The following is a 24,488-nucleotide window of genomic DNA, read 5'->3' on the forward strand; positions in this document are numbered from 1 at the left end:
CGATGCTGGCATTGATTGCTGGAACAGGCGCATTACCGGGCGAAGTGGTTGACCAACTTTCCGATCGCCCTCTGATTTGTGCGATGGAAGGGTTCACACCGGACACTTTGACTGCGGATATCGTCTTTCCATTGGAACAGTTGGGAAGCTTCCTTGCGGATTTGAAAGCGCGCGGCGTGACCGAGATTTGCATGGCTGGCGCGGTGCGCCGTCCCGCGATTGATCCATCGCGGATTGATGCGGCCACGATGCCTCTGGTTCCAGTACTGCAACAGGCGATGATGTCCGGGGATGACGGGGCATTGCGCGCCGTGATCGGCATATTCGAAAACTCTGGACTGACCGTTCGTGCCGCTCACGAAATTGCCCCGGCGTTACTGCCGGAACTAGGGTGCCTTACCGAAACGCAGCCATCCGAGGCTGAACTGTCCGATGCAGACAGGGCAGCGGGTATTCTGCGGGCCATGGGAGCTGCGGATATCGGTCAGGCTTGTGCGGTGAACAAAGGGCAGGCGCTTGCGGTCGAAAGCATCTACGGCACAGATTGGATGCTGCAATCCTTGACCCAACGACCGGATGCGGGGGGTGGCGTTTTGTTCAAAGCGCCGAAACCCGATCAGGACCGACGTGCTGACTTGCCGACCATTGGCCCTGGGACCGTTTCTGGTGCGGTGGCAGCTGGGCTAGCGGGTATTGTCATCGAAAAAGGTGGCGTGATCGTGTTGCAACAGGATCGTGTGATCGACGAATGCAACCGTCTGGGCCTGTTTCTGTATGTGCGTGAGCGGGCGATCTGATGCGAGTCTTCCTGGTCGCCGGTGAACCTTCGGGCGACCGTTTGGGCGGCGCCTTGATGGAAGGGTTGCGCAGTCTCGTACCCGATATCCAGTTCGATGGCGTTGGCGGACCGCTGATGCAGGCACAGGGTTTGGACAGCCGCTTTCCAATGGCCGAACTGTCGGTGATGGGGCTGGTTGAGGTTTTGCCCAAGTTCTTCCACCTGAAACGCCGGATTTCTGAGACCGCTCAGGCCGTTCTGGATACGCAGCCCGATGTATTGATTACCATCGACAGCCCGGATTTTTCACTGCGCGTCGCCAAGCAGGTAAAAGCGCAGAGTGATATCAGAACGGTGCATTACGTCGCCCCCAGTGTCTGGGCATGGCGCCCCGGGCGCGCGGACAAGATGGCCAAGGTGATCGACCAAGTTCTGGCGTTGTTACCATTTGAACCGCCCTATATGGAACGTGCGGGGATGGAGTGTGATTTCGTTGGTCATCCGGTGGCCAGCGAACCGATAGCTTCGGATCAGGATATCCAGGATTTTCGCGCGACCTACGATCTGGGCGACGCACCGATCATACTGGCGCTTCCTGGTTCGCGTGGAGGCGAGATTGAGCGTCTGGCTCCGATCTTTGGTGAGGCGCTGCGCCTTTATCTGAATGAACGGCCGTGCGCACGTATTGTGGTGCCCGCGGTTGCGCATATGGTGGATACCGTCACCGAGTATATGCAAAGCTGGCCCGGAAACCCTGTTGTCGTCGATCCGCGCGAGATGCCTTCGGATCAGGCACAAGCACAAAAGCAGGTCGCGTTTGCGGCGGCAGAGTTGTCACTCGCCGCTTCGGGGACGGTTTCGTTGGAACTGGCCGCGCAATCGACGCCTATGGTGATAGCGTATAATCTGAACTGGCTGACCACTCTGATTGCCAAGCGGATGGTCAAGCTGGATACTGTAACGCTCGTCAATCTGGTGTCCGAGACCCGAACGGTCCCCGAGTGTTTGCTGGATGATTGCCAGCCTGAACAGATAGCAGAGGCGTTGAAACAGGTCGCAGCTGCCCCCGATGCGCAGCGCGATGCCATGACCCTCACGATGGAACGTCTGGGGCGCGGAGGTGAGGCCCCCGGTTTGAGGGCCGCCCAAGCCGTTCTTGATCGGATGACTCCGTAATGCTGGATTTCGTGCTGTTCGGACTTTCCGCCTTTATGGCTCAGATTCTGACCAATCTGGACAATCTGGCGGCGCTGCTGGCGCTATCGCTGGTGTCGGGGGCCAAACGCGCGGTCTTTGGCTTTCTGCTTGCGCAGGGGATCGTGATCAGCGCTGCGCTCTTGCTGGCGTTGGGGGTTGAGGATGTCGTGCCGCACTGGGCCGGGTATCTGGGTCTGATACCTCTGAGTTTGGGCATCTTAGCCTTGATTCGGCAAAGGCGGGGAACCGAGACTGAAACGCACGCAAATCTGGATACCGGGGCGTCGGTGATCATGGTCACGCTGCTGTTCATCAGCCTGTCGATGGATACGTTTGCCGTCCTTGCGCCTCTGCTGGCCGACTCGGCCCCCACGTTCAGAACGGCTGGTGTTATCGGGGCCGTGTTGGCGGCACTTGGTCTGGCAACCGTTGCGCTGTTAGGGGCCAAAGCGCCGTTCATGAGCGGCACGCTGGCCCGGCGGTTGGAACGGTTGGTTCCCTATGTGATGATTTGCGCCGGGCTCTATATCCTTAGCAACTCGTGGACGGACGCGATTTAGTACCCGCGCCAGATCCAGCCGCCGCCAAAGATACGGCTGCCTTCCGACGCGTAAAACACACAGGCCTGACCGGGTGAGACACCTTCTTCGGGCGTCAACAGCTCAACCTCTGCCGTGGTATTGGACAAAGGTCTTACGATCGCCTCGCGCGGGGGGCGGGTCGAGCGGACCTTGACCAGAACATGCCATTCATCTCGTGAGGTGAAGGGTTCATCCCCAAGCCAGTTGATTTCACGCACAGGAATGGTTCGGGTGGCCAGCATCTCTTTGGGGCCAACAACGACTTGTTTCGCATCCACATCCAATTTTACGACATATAATGGCTCGCTAAGGCCACCGATGCCCAGACCGCGGCGTTGTCCGATGGTATAGTGGATCACGCCGTTATGTTGCGCCAGAACGCGACCGTCCGCATGCACGATCTCACCGGGTTCTGCCGCACCGGGGCGCAGTTTTTCGATGACGCTGGCATAATTGCCGTTGGGCACGAAGCAGATGTCCTGACTGTCCGGCTTGTCCGCCACGGCCAGCCCGTATTGCGCGGCCATCTCGCGGGTGGCGTCCTTCGAGGGCAGGTGGCCCAGAGGGAAACGCAGGAAATCCAACTGCTCGGGCGTGGTCGAGAACAGGAAATAGGACTGATCGCGGTTCGCGTCCTCGGCGCTATGCAACTCTGGCCCATTGGAACCCATTTTGCGTTGGATATAGTGACCGGTGGCCATGCAGTCGGCCTCAAGATCCTTGGCGGTCTCCAGCAAATCCTTGAATTTGACCCGTTCGTTGCAGCGGATGCAGGGCACCGGAGTAGCACCTGCCAGATAGCTGTCAGCAAACTCGTCGATCACCGCGTCTTTGAAGATGTTCTCGTAATCCAAAACATAGTGGGGAAAGCCGCGTTCCTCGGCCACACGGCGTGCGTCATGGATATCGATCCCCGCACAGCAAGCACCTTTCTTGGCCAGCGCTGCACCATGATCGTAAAGCTGTAGCGTTACACCAACCACGTCATAGCCCTGGTCGGCCAGGTGGGCCGCCACGACAGAGCTGTCTACGCCACCGGACATGGCAACAACCACCCGCGTTTCCGAGGGCGGTTTGGCAAAGCCAAGCGAATTGAGTTGGGTCTCGGCAGCGAGGGCCATGGTGATTCCAGTGCGGGTTAAGAAAGACCGGCAGAATATAGGAAAATTCTACACACTCTCAAGGGGCGGTTTCACTCAGCATTAAGTAGGGTGGTGTCAGCTTTGTCGCAGCACGAAGAGGGTCATAAAATGTTTTTGCACAAAGTTGAGGGGCCAAGATCCATAACCTTACCGGATGGAACAGTTTTATCGCGCGCCGATCTGCCGCCAAAGGATACGACACGCTGGGTCGCATCGCGCAAGGCAATCGTCGTGCGGGGAGTGGTTTATGGGCTGATCACACTGTCAGACGCCAAAAAGCGATACGACCTCAGTGATGAGGAATTTAACGCGTGGGTTGCGGCCGTCGCAGAACACGGCACAGACGCTTTAAAGGTGACCGCGATAAAAAAATATCGACAACCTAAGGGTGAAAGGGAATAAATGATTCAACGGTAACGTCAGATTAACCATTTTTGAGCAGGCTCAATTTGAATTGGTAAATTGACCCGAATTGGAGCAGTAAATGCGTATACTTCTTGTCGAGGATGATCCGACTACGTCCAAAAGCATTGAATTGATGCTGACACACGCAAACCTCAACGTCTATGCAACGGATTTGGGTGAGGAAGGTATCGATCTTGCAAAGCTTTATGACTACGATCTGATCCTGCTGGACTTGAATTTGCCGGACATGAATGGGCATGAAGTCCTGCGGCAACTGCGCATCGCTCGGGTGGAAACACCGATCCTGATCCTGTCAGGCGCAGACGACACGGAAAGCAAAATCAAAGGTTTTGGGTTCGGTGCCGACGATTATATGACCAAGCCCTTCCATCGAGAGGAGTTGGTGGCCCGAATCCATGCCATCATCCGCCGCTCAAAAGGGCATTCGCAATCCATCATCCAGACCGGTCGCGTTGCGGTTAACCTCGATGCCAAAACGGTCGAAGTGGAAGGCAAGGCGGTTCATCTGACCGGTAAGGAATATCAGATGCTTGAGCTGCTCAGCCTACGCAAGGGCACCACGTTGACTAAAGAGATGTTCCTGAACCACCTTTATGGCGGCATGGACGAGCCCGAGTTGAAAATCATCGACGTTTTCATCTGCAAGCTGCGTAAGAAACTCAGCAACGCCACCAGTGGTGAAAATTACATCGAGACAGTTTGGGGCAGGGGCTATGTCCTGCGTGATCCGCAAAGCAACAGTGTTGACGAAACGCGGATGGCGGTTGGGGCCTGATTTGAACATGGTCGCCCGTGGTCCGGGGCGACCGCTTTCACTCACTGAACAGCACGTCTGGACCTGAACATGACCTCGCCCTATCACTGAGGTCCAAGACTAAGTGACAGGGCGAGGCCATGAGCAAATTGATTCCGGTATCTGACCTGACTGAACAGTCCGCGCGCGCTGAGTTGGCGCAATTGGCCGAACAGTTGGCGCGGGCAAACACGCTGTATTACGGCGAAGACGCCCCCGAGATTTCGGACGCCGAATATGATGCGCTCAAGCGTCGAAATGCTGAAATCGAAACGCGGTTTCCGCAACTAAAGCGCGCCGACAGCCCCTCGGATCAAGTCGGCGCTCGCCCGTCTGATGGTTTTTCGAAAGTTACCCATGCTGTTCGCATGATGTCGCTGGGCAATGCGTTCGACGACGAAGACGTGCAGGATTTTGACCGCTCAATCCGAAAGTACCTCGGGTTAGAAGCATCTAAACCTTTGTCTTACACGGCTGAACCTAAAATTGACGGTCTGTCGCTTTCCTTGCGGTATGAGAAGGGCAAATTGGTTCAGGCGGCCACCCGCGGAGACGGCGAAGTTGGTGAAAATGTCACGGCAAATGCCCGGACGATTTCAGATATTCCCCAAACCTTGGAAAATGCGCCGGACATTTTGGAAGTTCGGGGCGAGGTCTACATGTCTCATGAAGACTTCGAAAAGCTAAATGCGCGGCAGGAAGAGGCAGGTGAAAAGCCTTTCGCCAATCCACGAAACGCAGCAGCGGGTTCCTTGCGGCAATTGGATTCGTCCGTCACGCGATCCCGTCCATTGCGGTTCTTTGCCTATGCCTGGGGTGAGCTGTCCGAACCGTTGGCAGAAACCCAAATGAAGGCAATCGACCGGTTGCGCGGTCTTGGTTTCGCCACCAATTCCCTGACCCAGCTGTGTGAAACGACGGATCAGATGCTGGCGCATTACCGCGAAATCGAGGCCCAACGATCCACCTTGGGTTATGATATTGACGGCGTCGTCTACAAAGTGAACGATCTGTCCTTGCAGGGTCGTCTGGGATTCCGCTCCACAACCCCCCGCTGGGCGATTGCGCACAAGTTTCCTGCAGAACTGGCCTGGACCCGACTTGAAGCGATCGACATTCAGGTTGGCCGCACTGGGGCGCTCAGCCCGGTTGCCCGCTTGCACCCGGTCACGGTGGGTGGTGTGGTCGTGTCGAATGCCACCTTGCACAACGAAGATTATATTGCGGGTCGTGACGCCAAAGGTGGTACTATCCGCGACGGCAAGGATATTCGGGTCGGTGATTGGGTGCAGGTATACCGAGCCGGTGATGTGATCCCGAAACTTGCCGATGTCGATATCTCGAAACGACCTGAAGGGGCAGAGCCGTTTCAGTTCCCCAAGACCTGCCCCCAATGCAACAGCGACGCGGTCCGCGAAGAGGGCGACGCAGTGCGCCGCTGTACCGGGGGTGTAATTTGTCCGGCACAGGCGGTTGAAAAGCTGAAGCACTTCGTTTCTCGCAAGGCCTTCGACATCGAAGGTTTGGGCGCCAAGCAGATCGAGATGTTTTACGATGACCCGGATCTGCCAGTCAGAACGCCGGTCGATATTTTCACCCTGCAGACACGCGACGCGGCAAACCTGAACAAACTGGCCAATCGCAAAGGCTGGGGGGCGCAAAGTGCGGGTAACCTGTGGGAGGCCATCGACGAGAAACGCAAAATTCCCTTTGGTCGGCTACTGTTTGCACTTGGCATCCGCCATTTGGGTGAGGCCGCGTCGAACCTGATCGCGACACATTATGGAAACTGGGGTGACTTTGAACGGGCCATTACCTCTGCGGCGGGGTTCGAAGGCCCCGAATGGGACGACTTGTTGGACGTGGATGGCGTCGGCGAGGTTATGGCCCGCGCTCTCATATCAGCCTTCGCGCAAAAGGCCGAGCGCGCCAGCATTGATGCGCTGGTCGCCCAGCTGGACATACAAGAGGCGAAACGCCCCGACACAGCCGGCAGTCCGGTCGCAGGCAAAACGGTCGTCTTCACGGGCACGCTGGAAAAGATGACTCGCGCCGAGGCCAAGGCCCGCGCCGAGGCATTAGGGGCTAAAGTCTCGGGTTCGGTCAGCAAGAAAACCGACATTCTGGTTGCCGGCCCTGGTGCTGGCTCCAAAGCCAGAAAAGCCGCCGAACTGGGTATTGAAACATTGGATGAGGATGGCTGGTTGCAGCTGATCGGAACCGCATGAGCGGGCGCCCAGAAAGCCTGTTTCCGCTGTTCGCGGGGTTGGAAACATTGGATGGAGTTGGGCCGAAGACAGCTCAGGTCTTGACCCAAGCGGGGACGGAGTCGCCGCGCGATGTGCTGTTCAGCCTGCCATATGCCGTCATTGACCGCCGTCGGCGCGATACGATTCAGGGTGTTGACCTGCCGACCACTCTGACAGTTGAAGTGACTGTTGGTACGCACCGGCCCGCCCGCAGTAAGGGCGGCGCTTACCGGGTGCATGTCGAGGATAGCCAGGCAGATTTCCAGTTGGTGTTCTTTCACGCGCGTGGTGACTACCTGAAGCGTATTTTGCCGGAAGGTTCACGGCGGGTGATTTCGGGCAAGCTCGAACTGTTCGATGGCATGGCGCAGATGGTCCACCCGGATCATATGGTGCCTGTGGAAGAGGCGCAGGAAATTCCGGATTTTGAACCGGTGTATCATCTGACTCAGGGGATCACGCAGAAAACGGCCTATAAAGCTGCCCGCAGCGCGTTGGCGCGGGCCCCGGAATTGGCTGAATGGATCGATCCCGCCCTGGTGGCTAAGCAAGGGTGGTCAGCCTGGGCCACTGCAATTGCAGCTGCGCATAACCCGCAGGGGGCAGATGATGTGGCGCCTCATGCTCCGGCACGGGAACGTCTGGCCTATGATGAGTTGTTTGCGCATCAATTGACGTTGGCCTTGGCCCGTCAGCGAGAGCGGAAAGCGCGGGGTCTGGTCAGTGTCGGAACGGGGGCTTTGCAGGCCAAGGTTCTTACCAGCCTGCCATATCAACCTACCAAAGCGCAGCTGCGGGCCCTTGACGACATAGGTGGCGATATGGCCTCGGACGCGCGTATGAACCGGTTATTGCAGGGAGACGTGGGTGCGGGCAAGACGCTGGTGGCCTTCATGGCCTTGCTCATCGCGGTCGAGGCCAAAGGCCAGGGCGTCATGATGGCGCCTACCGAAATTCTGGCCCGGCAACATCTGGAGGGATTGCGCCCGTTGGCCGAAGAGGCTGGGGTCGTGCTGGAAATCCTCACTGGCCGGGACAAGGGCGCGGAACGACGTGCAAAGCTGGCGGCGCTGAAGAATGGCGAAATTCAAATCCTGGTCGGAACTCACGCGGTATTTCAAAGCGATGTTGAATTCAGGGCGCTCCGGCTTGCGATTGTTGATGAACAGCACCGGTTCGGTGTTCGGCAACGAATGGAGTTGTCGGAAAAAGGGCAGGGCGCGGATGTGCTGGTGATGACCGCCACTCCGATCCCTCGCAGTCTGGCCTTGGCGCAATATGGCGATATGGATGTTTCGGTGCTAGACGAAAAACCGCCGGGACGAAAACCCATCAAGACTGCCATCATCAGCACAGATCGCATGGACGATGTCGTTTCGCACCTACGTCGAGCGATTGATGAAGGACGACAGTGTTACTGGGTCTGTCCGTTGGTCGACGAATCCGAAGTTTCGGACCTTACGGCAGCCGAAGAGCGTTTCAAGCGCTTGCGCGCCATTCTGGGCGAAGGAGTGGTCGGGTTGGTGCATGGCCAGATGCCATCGGTCGACAAAGATGCCGCCATGAAGGCCTTTCAGGACGGGCAAACCAAGGTACTGGTCGCCACGACCGTGATCGAGGTTGGGGTCAACGTGCCAAATGCCTCAATCATGGTTATAGAGCGCGCTGAGATTTTTGGGCTTGCGCAACTGCACCAGTTGCGCGGCCGTGTTGGGCGGGGCGAGGCGGATTCAACCTGTTTGTTGATGTATCAGCCTCCGCTCAGTGAAGGAGGACGCAAACGATTAGAAGTGCTGCGCGAAACCGAAGACGGGTTTCGCATTTCAGAAACTGATCTGCAGATGCGTGGTGCGGGTGATTTGATCGGGACAGCGCAATCCGGGTTGCCGAAGTTCCGGATTGCGGACCTGGAACGTCAGGCTGGGTTGATGGCAACAGCGCAGACTGATGCCCGTGCGTTACTGTCTGCTGATCCCCGTTTGAAATCGGACCGTGGGCAGGCGGCACGTGTTCTGCTGTGGCTTATGAAACAGGATCAGGCAATCCGTTTGATTTCAGTAGGTTAGAAACTTTGTTCCACTAAGTTCACAAATGTTCTCAAAAAGTTCTTTACCGACTCATCAAAATATGAGAACAAAAGGTCAACAAAGGATTAAATCTCGACCGGAGGTGAGACCATGCTGACCCAGATCAAGACTGCCCTGAGCCGCTCGCAATCGACGATTTTGCAGGATGCTGTGGGGGCCGTGTCTTTGGTGGTCATGTTGATGGTTGCCCTGCACCTGCCCGGAGCGTTCTAAGCCTTTCTGCCTGCGATCTCGTGCCGATCATACCGCGCTGTCATCCCCATTTCAGTCAAGGGTGACCTGCCTGTCCCAATTCCCTTGAGGGGCCTGCCTCGGCCCCGTGCGGCTATCCGGACCCCACGCGAGACACGCACAACCTGCCGCCGCCCTTTCCGCCCGGAAGGTGCGGCGGTTTTTTCTTATAACTGCCCGGTTTTCATGATCTCAAGAAGCGCGGACAGAACGGAATTCACTGCGACCGAAGCCAAGATCATTCCCATGACCCGGCTGATAATCGCCGCACCCGAAGAACGGATTACACGGATTATCGGGTCCGCCAGCAGCATCAGAATAAACGAAATCAGAATAACGGACAGCATGACCAGCGCCGTAATACCCTGATCCGCGGCGCTGTAACGGTTATTGTCGGTGAGAATGACAATCGCCAGCATTGCACCGGGTGACGCCAAGGACGGTACTGCCAACGGGAAAATCGCCGGATTGGGTTTGTTGGCGGAAATCTCCATTTCCTCTTCAGCTTCATGCTGTTCGACGACTTGTTTGCTTTCGCCAAAGATCATTGTCAGCGCAAAAAGGAACAGGATGATACCACCAGCGACCTGAAACGAATTCAGTCCGATATCCAACGCCTCGATCAGCAATTGGCCGAAAATCAAAAAGAACAGAAGGACACCAGCGCTGACCAGCGCGGCGAGCAGGGCGGTTTTGCGACGGGCCGCTGCAGTCAGGCCCGCTGTGACGGCTATGAAAACAGGGATTGTGCCAATCGGGTCAATTACGACCCAGAGTGTAACAAAGTGTTCAAGCAATTTTTCCATCCAATCCCCCCGACATCATGCGGGGTGATTAAACCGGATTGCCCGCAAAAATTCCAATGTTATGCGCAATTTGCCTGTTCAGCTTGCCGCATCGCTTCGGCGGTGGCCTCAAGGGCCAGCAGTATCGATGCGTGGCGGTTCTTGTAGTCCCGCGCAGGGATCAGAACTTCGAGCCCATCAAATGGTGCATCAGGTACGGGCCCGTCTTTCTTCAACATGGCGGCCAATTGATCGCACGCAGTTTCCACCTGCGCCCGAGTCGCCCCGATGATGGCACTGCCCACGACTGAGGCCGAAGCCTGGCCCAAGGCACAGGCTTTGACGTCCTGCCCGAACTCCGAGATCTTGCCGTCCTGTATCTTCACATCCACGGTCACCGTCGACCCGCACAGGGGTGAGCGTTTTTTCACCGTAGCATCAGGATTCTCAAGCCGGTCCAGATGCGGAATATCCGCAGCCAGCGCCAGAATGCGGCCGGAATAGAGCTTTATCAGGTCGTTCTCGCCGGACATGGCTTTCCCTCGTTGTCTGTTCCCCATACATAGTGAGCATCTACCGGGATGCAAAAGGTTTTTCTCATGTCTGCCACCGTCGCGTTTGATCCGTCCTCGCTGAAGTTTAATGAGGCCGGGCTGATCCCTGCCATCGCTCAGGATGCAAGCTCGGGCGAAGTGTTGATGATGGCTTGGATGAATATTCAAGCCATTGAGAAGACGTTGGAAACCGGGCGCGTCACATATTGGTCGCGGTCGCGTCAGTCGTTTTGGATCAAGGGCGAAACCTCGGGCCATGTGCAGGAATTGGTGGATTTCCGCTTTGATTGCGACCGCGATTGTTTGCTGGTTCTAGTGCGTCAAACCGGTGCTGCGTGCCATACAAATCGCCGTACCTGTTTCTATACCGCGGTACGAGACGGCGACGAGGTCGAGCTGATGTCACCCATGGAGTGACCGGTTCACAGTCCAACCATCGCCCGGATATCTGCTGGCGACGCCCCCTCGGCCCGGTATTTCGAGATCGCCCGCGCATCGTCACGCTTGGCTAGACGTTTTCCTACGTCGTCGCGGATCAACCGGTGATGAAGGTACTGCGGTGTCGGTAAACCCAGCAAGGCTTGCAGCACAACATGAATACGGGTCGATTCGAACAGGTCCTGTCCGCGTACAACGTGGGTAATACCCTGTGCGGCGTCGTCCAAGACCACTGACAAGTGATAAGACGTTCCCATATCGCGTCGCGACAGGATAACGTCGCCGATTGTGTCTGTCAGATCGCCTAAAGAAAACGGGATGGTGCCCGTCTCTCCATTTGGTCCCGCGCCGGATTCGTGAAATGCGCCGACTTTTGCACCGGGTTGGGCCGAACCCGTAAGCACGCGGCCTGCAGCGGCCATATCCAATCTCAAAGGAATGTCCGTGGGACGTTGTGTGTCTCGACGTTTGCCATGGCACGTCCCAGGGTAAATGATCCCATCAGGCCCGTGCAGCGGTACACCTTCTTGTGGGGCACTGGCCGCAGCGGCGATATCTTTGCGGTTGCAGGTGCAGGGATAAAGCAGGCCCCGCGACCACAAGTCATCCAATGCTCTGTCATATACTGCCAACCGGTCGGACTGACGCATGATGGGTTCAGGCCAACACAGCTCAAGCCACCGCAGGTCATCATAAATTTGTTCTTCCCAGTGGGCGCGCGATCGAGATTGGTCGATATCCTCGATCCGCAGCAGGAATTGACCGTCTTCAGACCCGGCTAGATCATGGGCGAGCATCGCTGAATACGCATGTCCCAGATGCAACGGCCCTGTGGGAGATGGCGCAAATCGGGTTTTAAATATCACGCTTTTTCAACGATATATACGTCTGACTTAAGGTCCATTCCTGGTAGGTGAGGACCGTATTCCCGAAACAGCAAACGAGCTGCCCCCATATCAAGCCAATCATTCAAGCGTGAAGTGTAAGAGACGTCCTCAAGCGCATGATCATTAAAGGAAAAGCCAAGCAGGCCACCTTCGGGAAGCGCGCGCATCAGCATATCGAAAACCTCGGGCGGTGCTGCGCCAACCCCAATGACACCGATTGCGGTGATCGCCTTGTAGGCTCCTTGATCCAACGGATCGGGATTGGTGATCTCAAAGGTTGAAAGACTTCTATAGACCCCCTTGGCCAGAGCGCCTTCTAGCATCTTCGGAGTTGGATCAACGCCGTCAATCACTTCGAAACCCGCCGCACGCAAGGCTACACCGGACAATCCGGTGCCACAGCCATAATCCAGGATCGGTGTTTGCGGCTCGGGCAGTCTTGACCATAACGCCTCGGCCACCCGCCCGGGGGTCGCATAGCCATGCGCGCCAACCTCGGCATCATAGGAGGACGCCCATTTTTGATAGTGCGCATGCGTCTCTTGCGGGGTGTCCAGATTATAGACGTCTTTGAGGTACTTATCGCTCATACACGGATACTACGCTGCATGAGCCAACAGCGTCCAGTCAACACTGCTCCAGCCAGTTAGTCCACTCGGCCTTGGCGCGATCCGTATAAGCTTTGTAGCGGTCCTTGCGACCGCGCCGACCGCCTTTTAGCCCGTCGACTGGTCGGAATAAGCCGAAATTGACGTTCATGGGCTGAAAAGTCTTGGCCTCGGCCCCGCCGGTGATGTGGTGGATCAGGGCGCCCATGGCGCTGTCCTGCGGAACCTCGGGCAGGGTCCGGCCCAGAATCTCGGCCGCGGCCAGACGACCGGCCAACAGGCCCATCGCCGCGCTTTCGACATAACCTTCGACCCCGGTGATCTGCCCCGCAAAACGGATATTTGGTTTCGATTTCAACCGCATCTGCGCATCCAAAAGCGTCGGAGAGTTGATAAACGTATTGCGGTGAATACCGCCCAACCGCGCAAAGCTGGCGTTTTCCAGACCGGGGATCATACGGAACACTTCGGTCTGCGCGCCATATTTCATCTTGGTTTGAAAGCCGACGATATTGAACAGCGTGCCAAGGGCATTGTCGCGGCGCAGTTGCACCACCGCATGCGGTTTGACGTCAGGCTGATGAGGATTAGTAAGGCCGACCGGCTTCATCGGGCCGTGGCGCAGCGTTTCGCGACCACGCTCTGACATCACCTCGATCGGAAGGCAGCCGTCGAAATACCCCGCCGTTTCGCCTTCGTGAAACTCAGTTTTGTCAGCGGCCAGCAGAGCGTCGATAAATGCCTCATACTGATCGCGGTCCATTGGGCAGTTCAGATAGGCGGTGCGTTCTTCCTCGGTCTCGCCTTTGTCATAGCGCGATTGCATCCAGGCTTTGCTCATATCGATGCTGTCGGCATAGACAATCGGGGCAATGGCGTCGAAAAATGCCAGGGACTCTGCACCCGTTTCGGTTCGGATGGAGTCACCCAATGTTGCCGATGTCAAAGGACCAGTGGCAAAGATCCAGTGGCCGTCATCGGGCAGGGCAGTGACTTCTTCCCCTGTAACCTCGATACGCGGATGGGCCTGCAGTTTGGCGGTAACCGCCTCGGCAAAAGGATCGCGGTCTACAGCAAGCGCACCACCCGCGGGCAGCCGGTGCGCGTCCGCTGTTGTCATGATCAGGCCGTTCGCGGCGCGCATTTCCCAATGCAGCAAGCCAACGGCGTTCTGTTCATCATCGTCTGAGCGGAATGAGTTCGAACACACCATCTCGGCCAGATTGCCAGTTTGGTGCGCAAAGGTGCCTACTTTGGGTCGCATTTCGTGGATCACCACATCTACGCCCATTTCCGCCGCCTGCCAGGCGGCCTCGGACCCGGCCATGCCGCCGCCCACGATATGCAGTTTTTGTGTCATGCGCTGCCACATAGGACAGTGAACCGTGCAACGCAACACAGGCCGCTTAGTTTAAGAATTTAAGGGAATTTTGGGGTCGCCGCTGCGGGAATGTCGACGCCGGTGAGAGAAACCAGCTTGGAGGGACCTTCCGCCCACGGCGACCCAAAAAGTGTATCTAGAGCCATAGCCCTGTCCCAGCATTGCCACAGTGTCGCCCTTTTGGGAAGTGCAAAATTACGAACAATCGTAAAAATTGTTGACAATAATCGCTTTATTGGTGCCAGTTCGGCGGCCTTTTTTCGATAAATGCAGATATGCCTTCTTCGGTATCGCGATGCAGCATATTCTGCGCCATTACGTCTCCGGTATAGTCATAGGCCTGCTCCAGAGGCATTTCCAGCTGCTTGTAGAAGGCCTGTTTGCCGATTTTCACAGCCGAACCCAATTTGGCCGCAAGCTGATCGGCAAGCGACACGGTTTCATGCTCCAACAGCATTTCGGGCACGACGCGATTGATCAGACCCAGCTCGGCTGCGGTTTCGGCCGAGATAAAGTCGCCAGTCGTCAGCATCTCGAACGCGCGCTTGCGCGAGATGTTCCGGCTGAGGGCAACCATCGGTGTCGAGCAGAACAAACCGATATTCACACCGTTCACGCCAAACCGCGTACCTTCAGCCGCGACGGCCAGATCGCAGGTGGCGACCAACTGGCATCCCGCAGCGGTGGCGATACCGTGGACCTGTGCGATGACCGGTTGGGGCAGGGCCCGGATTGACAGCATCATCTGGGTGCATCTGGCGAACAAGCCCTGGAAATAGGCTTTGCCGCCGTCCTCGGCCTGACGTCCGGCTGTCATCTGTTTCAGATCATGACCTGCACAGAACGCTTTGCCTTTACCGCGCAGGATAACCGCCCGAATCGCGCTGTCGTCGCGCAGGCTGTCGAACTCGGATTGCAGGGCAGCCAGCATTTCGTCGCTCAGGGCGTTCAGACGATCGGGCGCGTTCATTGTCAGTGTGGCGACTGCGCCTGTGTCGTTACGTTCCAAAATTGCCATCTTGCCCTCCGTAGCGATGTTGGGCCAACTCTAGGTCGGCAAGTCGAGGAGGGGAAGCATGTCATTGGCCATGAGCCGGGAAGACCTGATGGAATACCTGCGGCAAATCTTCCCACAGGTACATCGGGATTTCGTCGTGGAAAAGTTGGATGAGGACTCGATCGAGATGCGTTTGGTTGTCGAAGATCGCCATCTGCGCCCTGGCGGTACAGTTTCAGGGCCATCCATGTTCGGGCTGGCGGATGTTAGTGTCTATGCGATGATCCTGGCGCGCAAGGGACGCCAATCTTTGGCCGTTACCACGAACAGCTCCTTGGATTTTCTAAGAAAACCCGAGGGCGGCAAAGATATTATTGCCCGATGTCGACTGCTAAAGCTGGGCCGCAGTCTGGCTGTTGGGGATGTGCTGATGTTTTCAGAAGGGTCGGACAAACCCGTCGCGCGCGCCACGATGACCTATTCATTACCTCCCGAAGGATCGGCCGCGGCGGCCTTCGGATAAAAAAGGCCGGGCGAAGCCCGGCCAGGAAGAGGTCCCATCAAGGGACTGGGGAAAACTCAACCCTGCCAGAATGGGCGGGTGAATTCCTGTCGAGCCTGATATCTTGTCAGACCGACATCCTTAAGAAGCCTGTCATCCAGCTTGGACAGATTGAGCCGGCTACGGCGTTGACGTTCCCATTTCGTGACCGTCGCCGCAAACCGCACGGCCAGCGCGGCGATCAGCGGCAGCCGGGGGCTGTCGTTCAGCAGCAAGAGGGCGGGGTTGTGCATCGAGCGTGTCATCAGGGTATCCTTTCAAATTGTATTGACACAAAGTTAAAGTGTTCGGTATATGTGCTTGATACATTCAGGATTGTGCCAAAATCAAAGGAAGAATTGTAATGGATACAATTTGGCCGGAATCGCTGCCAAAATCCAAGGGGCCGAAATATACTCTGGTCGCTGACACAATCAGAAAAGCGATTGATAACAAGTTGCTGGAGGTCGGGACAAAGCTGCCCCCAGTGCGTGAATTGGCGTATCGGTTACAAATCACGCCGGGCACAGTTGCGCGGGCTTATACGATTCTGACGGATGAGGGATTGTTACACGCCGAGGTCGGACGTGGTACATTTGTCGCCCCGCCCAAATCGCCAATCCTGGATGATGTCTGGGCCCGTCAGCTGCATTTGCAAGACAACAAGTACAATGCCAATGTCAGTCTTTTCAGCCCACGATTGGCGGATGTTGGACAGGTCTCGCTAATCCGGGAGTGCCTGCAAAAAGTGGCCCAGGCTGATCCGGGCCTGTTTTTGAACTACCCGACCCGCGACGCCTATCAACCCATGCGGCAGGCGGTGGTGGAGTGGCTGTCTGACCTACCTTTGGGTGCATTGTCGCATGACGATATTGTGCTGACGCATGGGGGGCAAAATGGGCTGTGCCTTGTGTTTCAAACAATCCTGCGGGGGCCAAAACCGGTCGTTTTGGTCGAAGACCTTTCCTACGCCGGGTTCCGCCGGGCCGGGGAATTGATGCGCGCTGATGTGGTTGGCGTGAAAATGGATAAGTGGGGCGTCGATCCGTCCGCGATGGAACATGTCCTGCGCCAGACATCAGCACAAGCCATCTGCGTTTCACCAGAGGTACAGAATCCGACCGGCGCTCATACACCGCTTGAACGTCGGAAAGAAATTGTCGATGTGGCCCGGCGCTTTGACCTTCAGATCATCGAGGATGATTGTTATCGCATGGGCGACGCTCGTGAACCCAGCTTTCGTGCTTTGGCACCGGAACGGGGGTGGCATGTATCTTCAATCTCGAAAACTCTGACACCTGCGCTGCGTGTTGGGTTTGCCATTGCCCCGCGCGAGCGCAGCGTCGACCTGCGGCGTTCGGCGGAATACGGGTACTTTGGTTTGGCGCAGCCGTTGGCGGAATTGACCAGGTTGCTGCTGTCTGATCCTCGTACGCTGCAGATTGCAAGGGACGTGCGGGTTCGAATGGGTGAATATGTTCGCGTTGCGGTCAACGCCTTGGGCGGGTTCGATTTGAACTGGGCGCCGGATGTGCCTTTTGTATGGCTGAACCTGCCTTCGGGCTGGCGCGCCGCAGCCTTCAGCCGTGCGGCTGAACGAGAGGGGATACAGCTCCGGTCTGCCGATGAGTTCGCTTTGCGGGACGGACGAGCCCCGAATGCGGTTCGTATCGCCATGAACGGGCATGTGTCCCTGGAACGGTTTGAAGATGCGATGCACAGGTTGCGGCGTCTGCTGGACAATCCGCCGGAACAGATCAGTGTTTGATCGTTCAATTCAGTGAGGCCGGATCACCAAAGAAACCCGCCAAATCGGATATTTTACCCTCGGCATCCAAACGAACAAAATCGTGGCCTGACACAACGATACCGCCATCCGGACCGATCATGTGCCAAGTAAAATGGACAACATCGTGATGGTTGGACGGTTCGCTTGTCAGTTCAACACGTCCACCAGAACTCTGTAGAACTTCCCCGATATGATCGCACAGGTTCACGCGGCCGTTCACTTCGGCAGTCGGGTCGACATAGCGGCCGTTTTCAGCAAAGCACTTTGTCAAAAGCACAAGGCGCTTATCCGGGTCCGTCTCTTGCCAGGATGCGCCATAGTCAGCGATGGTTTGTTGCCACTCCATAGTAGTCACGCTCCTTGAATCGATTTGCTTATTCAGTATAGCGGGCGAGGCGGGGCGGGGGGTAAATGGGCTTAATTATGGGGTAAAATAATACCTATTTTATAACCCATTGATATTACTATATTTAAAAGAAATTAGTGTTGTTGACCTGCGCTGCGGGGGCCTCTAAATACGCTCCATCGAATTCGGGCCGCTCTGATTTGGGGCGGTCTTTCACATCAAACAGGACTATCCTGCCATGAAAACCTTTTCTGCAACACCTGCAGACATCGACAAGAAATGGATCCTGATCGACGCCGAGGGCGTTGTTCTGGGCCGTCTTGCCTCGATCGTCGCCATGCGCCTGCGTGGCAAGCACAAAGCGTCGTTCACCCCGAATATGGACATGGGCGACAACGTCATCGTGATCAACGCTGACAAAATCCAGATGACCGGCAAGAAGCGCGAAGAAAACTTCTACTGGCACACTGGCCACCCGGGCGGCATCAAGTCTCGCACCAAGCAGCAGATCCTCGAGGGTGCACACCCCGAGCGCGTCGTGACCCAAGCGGTCAAGCGTATGCTGCCGGGCAACCGCCTGTCGCGTCAGGTTATGACCAACCTGCGCGTTTACGCCGGTGCCGAGCATCCCCACGAGGCGCAAGCGCCCGAAGTTCTGGACGTTAAGTCCATGAACAAGAAAAACACCCGGAGCTAATGACCGATGGCTGATCAGATCAATACTCTCGAAGAGCTGAGCGCCGTCGCAGGCGTTGAAACCGTGGCCGAAGAAGTCATCGTGCGTGAACCCGTGCGTGACGAGCTGGGCCGTTCCTACGCCACCGGCAAGCGTAAAGACGCTGTTGCCCGCGTTTGGATCAAGCCGGGTTCCGGCAAGGTCACCGTAAACGGCAAGGATCAGGACAAGTACTTTGCTCGTCCCGTTCTGCAGCTGATCCTGCGCCAGCCGTTCCAGGTTGCTGGTGTAGAAGGTGAGTTCGACGTTGTCGCAACCGTCAAAGGCGGTGGCCTGACAGGTCAGGCCGGTGCGGTCAAGCACGGCATCTCGAAAGCGCTGCAACTGTACGATCCGTCGCTGCGTGGCGCACTGAAAGCCGCTGGCTTCCTGACCCGCGATAGCCGCGTTGTGGAACGTAAGAAATACGGTAAGCGCAAAGCGCGTCGTTCGTTCCAGTTCTCCAAGCGTTAATCGCTGCAAAATACAAATTTCAAACGGTCGCAAGAAATTGCGGCCGTTTTCTTTTGGGCAATCAATATTTGACCGATACCCAGTGAGTATTTTCTTTGGCCAAAGAGAGGTTTGTTGACTAACGCTCTGACTTGGTGAGCAAAGCGTTCTCGGCAACCGTCGTAAATTTCTCTCTGATCTGATTGATCTTGCGCCGGTTCAAAGACCGAAACCAGCGGCGAACGGGGATGATCTGCTTGCTACCAAAACTGTCTATCCACACCCAGCGGCCAGACCCGTCAGAAAACGTTTGATAGACAATATTGCCGGTATTCTTGTTGCTGATAAGGACCTGTTCTTCGATCAACATATCGAAGTGTTTGTGCAGGGAAGCCAAATGTTCTTGCGTCAAGCCCCCGCTTTTCGCCAACTCCTTCAGGCTGGGCGACAACTGCCCATCGGGTTCGGAAATTCGTTCATAGACGAGGGCAAGGCCGATATCGGTTTGCACAACACCCCGGACCTCACAAACAGGAATAGCCTCATCCCTGTGCTGGTAACGCACCATAAGGTCAAAGGATTCGTGAAACTCGCGCAGGAAACCTTTGAATACAGTAGATCGCCGAAACGTTCGATCGAACCAAGTGTCACCCAAAAGACCGTCCTGGCCATCCGTCGTGTCCGGTTGCGGGACTTTTAGAAGCGCGTCAGACGCATCAGGGTGTTGGTAAACAAACTGCCGATTACCCTGAGCTATCACCTCAGAGTTTTTGAGCCTTACCAAGTTTTCGATTCGAGCGGTTGCCATGCCGCCAAATTATAACAGTTTCGTGAAGGTGCAAGCCGAGGTCGGGCCTCAGAACATCCCCCGGAAAAACACAGGTGATCGGGTGAATTTCCGAAGTTGAAATAGGTTACATAATACGTTGTTAAGTAATCATTTTCAGTAATTTGACATATTTGTATGCGAAGCTGGAATACGAGCTTCGGCCCGCCGATCAGCAGCAACGCGCTGACCGGTCAAACCCTCTGGCACAGCGAGAACAACACTCTAAACGCGCCGAGCATACCCCCTCAACCAGAGCGTCTTTTTGCTAAGGCGAGATGATCACCTTTCCATCGCTCTTTTTCGAAGCACTGGTCAGGCTTGAGACCACATCTTTCAAAGCAAGCCTTTATGAATGTCGGTTTGCCGGCGTCCATCGGTGAAACGGGTTTGGAACTTGACCGCAACCCGCGCCTGATTTTCGTGCCGGTGGCCTCACCGGAAGGTCCGTCTTGTGTCAGATCGGTTCCGAACATGGTCGGGGGCAGGGTGGTCATAGTCGGTCTTTCCGATTGAGCGGCACAGCGGCAATGGACTTGGTGTGCGTTCCGCTGGATCGCAACCAATCAAATGCAATGTGGAAGACCAATCGACACGCAAGATGACGTGATTGGAATAATGAATACGCCAAAAGAGGACGGGCTACCCCGAATGGCAGCCCGCCGAGTTTCACTGTCCTGACAGCAGATTGCTGAGTTCTTGGATTTTTGTCGCGATCGTTTCAGGCGATGCTTTGATATCGTCCAGAATTTGGATGGCTTCTGTTTTAAGGTTCTGCGCCAGATCGCTTTCCTGAACCGAGGCGACCAATGTGTCATAGTCAAAATTATCAAGGGTCAGTGCGCCGTCTTCAATCCATGAATTTAGCAGATCCTGGCCCTGAGTTGCCAAGGCGGCAACTTGATCACTGGCCTGATCAGCCAGATCCGTGGCTGTTTGCCCTGCTTGTTCAGCCGCATCTGAGGCCTGTTCCGAGATGGAAGACGCGGCCTCACTGGCTTGCTCGGTCACAGAGCTTGCCGCTTCGCTAACAGCCTCAGAAGCGTCCTCTGCCGCCGATTGCAATTGTTCGGCGGGTGTGGGGTCTGGTTGGGTAGTGTAAAAATAAATTCCTGCGCCAGCGGCAATGATGACCACGGCCAATATGATAGTACGCGACATGTGTCTCTCCTTTGGAAAATGTGTCGCCGAGATGGGTCAAAATTACCCGAGTTCAAAGGGGAAATCCCGGAAATTCTTTTCAAATCCGTGGATTGAGCCATGCTATGCCTATCCGCGAAGAGCGAGCGGCAATAACACGCCGCCATACATTTAGATGCGCGGTTTCACGGCTCAGCATACGGATTCGTCCGTTTTAAAGGGCGATCGGAAGCTCAAGCGTGATGCTTGCTCCTTTTTCGACTTGGTCGATCGACACCGATCCCCCATGCCGTTGAGCCACGGCTGAAACGATTGACAACCCCAACCCGCTGCCTTCGGAATAGTCCAGCTGCGAAAACCGGCTGAAGGCCGCTTCGCTTTGATCGGGCGAAAGGCCCGCTCCGTCATCAGCTACGGTTACACTGACCGCGCATTCGTCACGCTGCAGCACAACAGAAATTCGGCTCAACTTGGTGCCGCCGTGCTTTACAGCGTTGTCCAAAAGGTTCTTCAGGGCCTCAGTTAAAAACACCCGATCACCGGACACCATGATCGCCGCCTCGGGCATCGTAACGTCAAACTCGATACCCTTCGTCAGGATGTGAACACCCATCTCGGCACATGCTTCTTCCACAACCAAGCGGAAATCAATCTCATCCATTTGATCCTGGTGCGTCGGTTGCCTGAGCCTTTCAAGTGACAACAGTTGTTCGGCCACCGTTGCCGAGTTCTTTGCGGCTGACACAAGCTCGTGGATGCGTTTTTCTCGGTCTTCATCCGTTTTCGCATCCCGAAGCGCCTCGGCCATCGACTGGACTGCGGCCGCCGGATTCCGCAACTGATGAGCTGCTTCGGATATGAAAACTTGATGGGCGTTGATGCTGTGTTCGACCTGCCCAAAGAGCCGGTTCAAGGTCTTTACAACACCTTGCACTTCGTCCGGTACAGGACGCTTAATCTCACTTAAGTCATCTGGCGAACGAAGGTCGATTGCGTCCTGCAAATCCAGCAATGGTCTCAGGCCACGCGCCACGCCGAACCATACCACAACAGCCAAGGTGGCCAGCAGGATGCCCATGACAATTCCGGCGCGAATAGACAGTTCGTTGGCAAATGCGTTGCGATCCGCCATCCGTTGCCAAACCGTGACCGTCGCATCACCTACAAGATTTTCCAAGGTCACACGTTCTGTCATCTTTAAAACGCGCACCGGTTCATCGCGGTAGATCGCTTCGAAAAACTGTGGCTTGTATGCCTCTTGCACCGACGAATTCGCGGATGCCGGAGGGTAGGCATAACCCGTCACGTAAATGCCACCGGGGCCAGTCACATGATAGAAGATCTCACCGCCCGATGCGTCGCGGATCAGACTGCGTGTTGTGGGCGACAACGCATCACCGCCCGAAATCGCCACATCCCGCGAAATTGCCAGGCCAGCTGAGAGTAGACTGTCGTCAAAAAGCTCCTGAGCGGTCTTCTGGGCAACCATAAAACGCCAAAACCCAAGCAGCACTGCAAGCAGCACCAAAGGTGTCAGGATAAGAATGAACAGCCTTAGCCTGAGCGAGCCGTGGTTGATCACTTCTGCACCTCAAGCAGATACCCCAGGCCGCGGGCTGTCTTAATCTTTATACCCAGGTTTTGAAGGCGCTTTCGTAGTCGCGACACATGAGGTTCAACAGCCGAAACCTCGACATCCGCCCCTACACCATAGACGTAATCAGTTAGTTGGCTTTTGGGAACGATCCTGCCCCGACGCTCCAACAGGCATTCCAGCACCGCTATTTCCCGTCGCGGAATATCCATCACCTCACCCTTAACGCTGACCTGACGAGCAGTGCGGTCGAACTCTAGGCTGCCGATGCTTTCCCGCGCTCCGTAATCAAGCTGTTTGCGGCGTGAAAGCGCCCGGATGCGTGCCTCCAACTCGTCCATTTCGAAGGGTTTGACCAGATAATCATCGGCCCCCATGTCCAAACCAGACACCCGGTCGCTTGTCTCAGTGCGTGCTGTCAGCAGAATTACTGGCGCACTGTCTCCACGGTTGCGCAGCGATTTCAGGACTTCCAACCCGGACCGACCTGGCAGGTTGATGTCCAGAACGATCAAGTCCGCGCTTTCCTGTTCAAGATACAGGTCCGCTGCGTCGCCGTCGGTCAGTACATCTGCTGCATGTCCGCGGTCTCGCAGACGATAGGCAATTGCGTTGGCAAGGGGTTCATTATCCTCGACGATGACGATCCGCATCGGGTCTCCTGCAAGTTTCGCGCAAGGTTGGCACTCCATGATTGCCAGATGGGAGGGGGAATCAACCCCACAGTTCTATTTACGATCATGGTGGCGCGACAGTCGCTGGCGTGGTTGTCTGGTCAACAGGGAGGAACCAATGGCCATTACCAAATTCACCCGTCGCGCCGTCGTGGGGCTGATAGCCGCCGCCGGTCTCACGGCACCCGCCGCAGCCGAGGTCGACTTCTCAGGCAAGACTATCGAATGGGTCATCCCGTTCTCGGAAACGGGCGGTTCGGCCAAATGGGCCAATTTCTTTGCACCACTTCTGTCCGAGGCTCTGCCAGGACAGCCAACCGTGGTTGTTAAGTTCATGCCAGGCGCAGGTTCGACCAAAGGTGCCAACTGGTTCCAGGAACAGGCGCACGATGATGGAACTTTGCTGTTCGGCACATCGGGTTCGACACAGTTCCCGTATCTGCTGAGCGATCCGCGCGTCCGATATGAATACAATGACTGGATTCCGGTGATGGCGTCCGGCACCGGCGGTGTCGCTTATCTGAACGCCGAGGACGGCGCCAAGTTTGATGGTTCCGCAAATGCACTGAAAGATACCAACTTCATTTACGGTTCGCAGGGCGCGACCCGGCTGGACCTCGTGCCGCTTTTGGCATGGCAAATGTTGGGTATGAATGTTGAGCCGGTATTTGGCATCAAGGGTCGTGGCGACGGCCGACTGATGTTTGAGCGCGGTGAAGCCAACATCGACTACCAGACGTCGTCCGGGTATCTGGGCGGTTCGGCACCGCTGGTCGAGGCCGGTCAGGCCGTGCCAATGATGACGTGGGGCGCACTGGACGCTGACGGTAACATCGTACGCGACCCGACCTTCCCGGACATTCCGACCTTTAAAGAGGTTTGCGAGGCCACTGATGGTTGTGAAACCAGCGGCGAGGCCTGGGACGCATGGAAAGCCTTCTTCGTTGCTGGTTTCCCGGTACAGAAACTGGCCTTTCTGCCGGGCGACACACCGCAGGAAGTGGTCGATGCTTATACCGCCGCATTTCAGGCTGTGACCGAGCGCGGGGATTTTGCTGATATCTCCTCCAAGCGCGTTGGGAAATATCCGGTTTTCGTGGGTGACGGTTCTAAGTCGGCGCTGCAGACGGCAACCAATGTCGACGACAATGCCAAGGAATATGTCCTGAATTGGCTGAAAGAGGCCTATGGCGTCGAGCTGAACTAAGCCGATAAGCCGCAGCGCGCGCCTGTAACGAAGGGCGCGCGCTTTTCCATACACAAGACAATTTATGAA

27 protein-coding genes are annotated in these 24,488 nt (G+C 56.2%); 14 read left to right on the forward strand and 13 right to left on the reverse strand.

Features of this window, described 5'->3' with window-relative positions; genetic code table 11:
• Window positions 1–2: 2 nt before the first annotated feature.
• The 3 genes from ACR0B8_RS04590 to ACR0B8_RS04600 are packed head-to-tail and all read left to right on the forward strand — an operon-like array spanning window position 3 to window position 2,535.
• On the forward strand, window positions 3–797 hold the full coding sequence (locus ACR0B8_RS04590; RefSeq protein WP_480636583.1) for an LpxI family protein: 795 nt from the start codon (window positions 3–5) through the stop codon (window positions 795–797).
• Window positions 797–1,954, forward strand: a complete 1,158-nt coding sequence (gene lpxB, locus ACR0B8_RS04595; protein ID WP_480657649.1) for a lipid-A-disaccharide synthase — start codon at window positions 797–799, stop codon at window positions 1,952–1,954. The genes ACR0B8_RS04590 and lpxB overlap by 1 nt, the downstream gene beginning before the upstream one ends.
• On the forward strand, window positions 1,954–2,535 hold the full coding sequence (locus ACR0B8_RS04600) for a cadmium resistance transporter (protein WP_226688475.1): 582 nt from the start codon (window positions 1,954–1,956) through the stop codon (window positions 2,533–2,535). The genes lpxB and ACR0B8_RS04600 overlap by 1 nt, the downstream gene beginning before the upstream one ends.
• Here ACR0B8_RS04600 and mnmA read toward each other — a convergent pair.
• A complete protein-coding gene (mnmA, locus tag ACR0B8_RS04605) occupies window positions 2,532–3,677 on the reverse strand; it encodes a tRNA 2-thiouridine(34) synthase MnmA (protein WP_226688474.1) in 1,146 nt (381 codons plus the stop codon). The genes ACR0B8_RS04600 and mnmA overlap by 4 nt on opposite strands.
• 129 nt (window positions 3,678–3,806) lie before the next feature.
• On the opposite strand from mnmA, the gene sciP reads away from it, so the two are divergent.
• The 5 genes from sciP to ACR0B8_RS04630 all read left to right on the forward strand — a co-directional run bounded on the left by sciP (window position 3,807) and on the right by ACR0B8_RS04630 (window position 9,466).
• Window positions 3,807–4,100, forward strand: a complete 294-nt coding sequence (gene sciP, locus ACR0B8_RS04610; RefSeq protein ID WP_226688473.1) for a CtrA inhibitor SciP — start codon at window positions 3,807–3,809, stop codon at window positions 4,098–4,100.
• An 82-nt stretch (window positions 4,101–4,182) separates the two neighbouring features.
• Window positions 4,183–4,899 (forward strand): response regulator transcription factor CtrA, encoded by a 717-nt coding sequence (gene ctrA, locus ACR0B8_RS04615; RefSeq protein WP_170348651.1) that lies wholly within the window; start codon window positions 4,183–4,185, stop codon window positions 4,897–4,899.
• Window positions 4,900–5,018: 119 nt separating this feature from the next.
• Complete coding sequence (gene ligA, locus ACR0B8_RS04620; protein ID WP_480657646.1) at window positions 5,019–7,145, forward strand: NAD-dependent DNA ligase LigA; 2,127 nt, start codon at window positions 5,019–5,021, stop codon at window positions 7,143–7,145.
• Complete coding sequence (gene recG, locus ACR0B8_RS04625) at window positions 7,142–9,232, forward strand: ATP-dependent DNA helicase RecG (protein WP_480657644.1); 2,091 nt, start codon at window positions 7,142–7,144, stop codon at window positions 9,230–9,232. Before ligA ends, recG begins: the two co-directional genes overlap by 4 nt.
• Window positions 9,233–9,343: 111 nt before the next feature.
• On the forward strand, window positions 9,344–9,466 hold the full coding sequence (locus tag ACR0B8_RS04630; protein ID WP_264187059.1) for a hypothetical protein: 123 nt from the start codon (window positions 9,344–9,346) through the stop codon (window positions 9,464–9,466).
• Between the two features lie 185 nt (window positions 9,467–9,651).
• On the opposite strand, the gene ACR0B8_RS04635 is transcribed toward ACR0B8_RS04630, so the two are convergent.
• Window positions 9,652–10,290 (reverse strand): MarC family protein, encoded by a 639-nt coding sequence (locus ACR0B8_RS04635; protein WP_170393995.1) that lies wholly within the window; start codon window positions 10,288–10,290, stop codon window positions 9,652–9,654.
• Between the two features lie 59 nt (window positions 10,291–10,349).
• On the reverse strand, window positions 10,350–10,802 hold the full coding sequence (locus ACR0B8_RS04640; protein ID WP_170358399.1) for an iron-sulfur cluster assembly scaffold protein: 453 nt from the start codon (window positions 10,800–10,802) through the stop codon (window positions 10,350–10,352).
• 48 nt (window positions 10,803–10,850) lie between these two features.
• Here ACR0B8_RS04640 and hisI point away from each other — a divergent pair, with 48 nt between their 5' ends.
• Window positions 10,851–11,240, forward strand: coding sequence for a phosphoribosyl-AMP cyclohydrolase (hisI, locus tag ACR0B8_RS04645; RefSeq protein ID WP_170358401.1), 390 nt, complete (start codon window positions 10,851–10,853; stop codon window positions 11,238–11,240).
• 5 nt (window positions 11,241–11,245) lie between these two features.
• Here the strand turns inward: hisI and gluQRS are convergent, their stop codons facing one another.
• The 4 genes from gluQRS to ACR0B8_RS04665 all read right to left on the reverse strand — a co-directional run bounded on the left by gluQRS (window position 11,246) and on the right by ACR0B8_RS04665 (window position 15,155).
• Complete coding sequence (gene gluQRS / locus ACR0B8_RS04650; RefSeq protein ID WP_480657641.1) at window positions 11,246–12,127, reverse strand: tRNA glutamyl-Q(34) synthetase GluQRS; 882 nt, start codon at window positions 12,125–12,127, stop codon at window positions 11,246–11,248.
• Window positions 12,124–12,738 (reverse strand): class I SAM-dependent DNA methyltransferase, encoded by a 615-nt coding sequence (locus ACR0B8_RS04655; protein ID WP_170348658.1) that lies wholly within the window; start codon window positions 12,736–12,738, stop codon window positions 12,124–12,126. Before ACR0B8_RS04655 ends, gluQRS begins: the two co-directional genes overlap by 4 nt.
• Before the next feature lie 37 nt (window positions 12,739–12,775).
• Window positions 12,776–14,116: a methylenetetrahydrofolate--tRNA-(uracil(54)-C(5))-methyltransferase (FADH(2)-oxidizing) TrmFO gene (gene trmFO, locus ACR0B8_RS04660; RefSeq protein ID WP_170348659.1), complete on the reverse strand. Its 1,341-nt coding sequence runs from the start codon at window positions 14,114–14,116 to the stop codon at window positions 12,776–12,778.
• Window positions 14,117–14,369: 253 nt separating this feature from the next.
• Window positions 14,370–15,155, reverse strand: coding sequence for an enoyl-CoA hydratase (locus ACR0B8_RS04665; protein ID WP_170548809.1), 786 nt, complete (start codon window positions 15,153–15,155; stop codon window positions 14,370–14,372).
• Window positions 15,156–15,213: 58 nt separating this feature from the next.
• Here ACR0B8_RS04665 and ACR0B8_RS04670 point away from each other — a divergent pair, with 58 nt between their 5' ends.
• Window positions 15,214–15,657 carry a PaaI family thioesterase gene (locus ACR0B8_RS04670; RefSeq protein WP_170358407.1) on the forward strand — a complete coding sequence of 148 codons (444 nt, stop codon included), beginning with the start codon at window positions 15,214–15,216 and terminating at the stop codon, window positions 15,655–15,657.
• Between the two features lie 56 nt (window positions 15,658–15,713).
• On the opposite strand, the gene ACR0B8_RS04675 is transcribed toward ACR0B8_RS04670, so the two are convergent.
• A complete protein-coding gene (locus ACR0B8_RS04675; protein ID WP_170348662.1) occupies window positions 15,714–15,941 on the reverse strand; it encodes a DUF1127 domain-containing protein in 228 nt (75 codons plus the stop codon).
• A 98-nt stretch (window positions 15,942–16,039) separates the two neighbouring features.
• On the opposite strand from ACR0B8_RS04675, the gene ACR0B8_RS04680 reads away from it, so the two are divergent.
• The gene (locus tag ACR0B8_RS04680) at window positions 16,040–17,443 is read left to right on the forward strand and encodes an aminotransferase-like domain-containing protein (protein WP_170358409.1); all 1,404 of its coding nucleotides are present in this window, start codon (window positions 16,040–16,042) and stop codon (window positions 17,441–17,443) included.
• Window positions 17,444–17,447: 4 nt separating this feature from the next.
• Here ACR0B8_RS04680 and ACR0B8_RS04685 read toward each other — a convergent pair whose 3' ends face one another.
• Window positions 17,448–17,810, reverse strand: coding sequence for a nuclear transport factor 2 family protein (locus ACR0B8_RS04685; RefSeq protein WP_170548813.1), 363 nt, complete (start codon window positions 17,808–17,810; stop codon window positions 17,448–17,450).
• A 238-nt stretch (window positions 17,811–18,048) separates the two neighbouring features.
• Here ACR0B8_RS04685 and rplM point away from each other — a divergent pair, with 238 nt between their 5' ends.
• Both rplM and rpsI read left to right on the forward strand, forming a co-directional pair.
• On the forward strand, window positions 18,049–18,507 hold the full coding sequence (gene rplM, locus ACR0B8_RS04690; protein WP_170348665.1) for a 50S ribosomal protein L13: 459 nt from the start codon (window positions 18,049–18,051) through the stop codon (window positions 18,505–18,507).
• A gap of 6 nt (window positions 18,508–18,513) precedes the next feature.
• The gene (gene rpsI / locus ACR0B8_RS04695; RefSeq protein ID WP_039535473.1) at window positions 18,514–18,999 is read left to right on the forward strand and encodes a 30S ribosomal protein S9; all 486 of its coding nucleotides are present in this window, start codon (window positions 18,514–18,516) and stop codon (window positions 18,997–18,999) included.
• Between the two features lie 118 nt (window positions 19,000–19,117).
• Here rpsI and ACR0B8_RS04700 read toward each other — a convergent pair whose 3' ends face one another.
• From ACR0B8_RS04700 to ACR0B8_RS04715, 4 genes are all read right to left on the reverse strand, one after another.
• On the reverse strand, window positions 19,118–19,786 hold the full coding sequence (locus ACR0B8_RS04700) for a YrbL family protein (protein ID WP_170358413.1): 669 nt from the start codon (window positions 19,784–19,786) through the stop codon (window positions 19,118–19,120).
• A 687-nt stretch (window positions 19,787–20,473) separates the two neighbouring features.
• Window positions 20,474–20,965 carry a hypothetical protein gene (locus ACR0B8_RS04705; protein WP_170358415.1) on the reverse strand — a complete coding sequence of 164 codons (492 nt, stop codon included), beginning with the start codon at window positions 20,963–20,965 and terminating at the stop codon, window positions 20,474–20,476.
• Between the two features lie 193 nt (window positions 20,966–21,158).
• Window positions 21,159–22,526 carry a sensor histidine kinase gene (locus ACR0B8_RS04710; RefSeq protein ID WP_226688468.1) on the reverse strand — a complete coding sequence of 456 codons (1,368 nt, stop codon included), beginning with the start codon at window positions 22,524–22,526 and terminating at the stop codon, window positions 21,159–21,161.
• Window positions 22,523–23,191, reverse strand: coding sequence for a response regulator transcription factor (locus tag ACR0B8_RS04715; protein ID WP_170358417.1), 669 nt, complete (start codon window positions 23,189–23,191; stop codon window positions 22,523–22,525). The genes ACR0B8_RS04710 and ACR0B8_RS04715 overlap by 4 nt, the downstream gene beginning before the upstream one ends.
• Before the next feature lie 139 nt (window positions 23,192–23,330).
• Between ACR0B8_RS04715 and ACR0B8_RS04720 the strand changes: the two genes are divergently transcribed.
• Window positions 23,331–24,419, forward strand: a complete 1,089-nt coding sequence (locus ACR0B8_RS04720; RefSeq protein WP_170358419.1) for a type 2 periplasmic-binding domain-containing protein — start codon at window positions 23,331–23,333, stop codon at window positions 24,417–24,419.
• Window positions 24,420–24,488: the final 69 nt, after the last annotated feature.

This window comes from Ruegeria sp. BH6 (assembly GCF_056538105.1).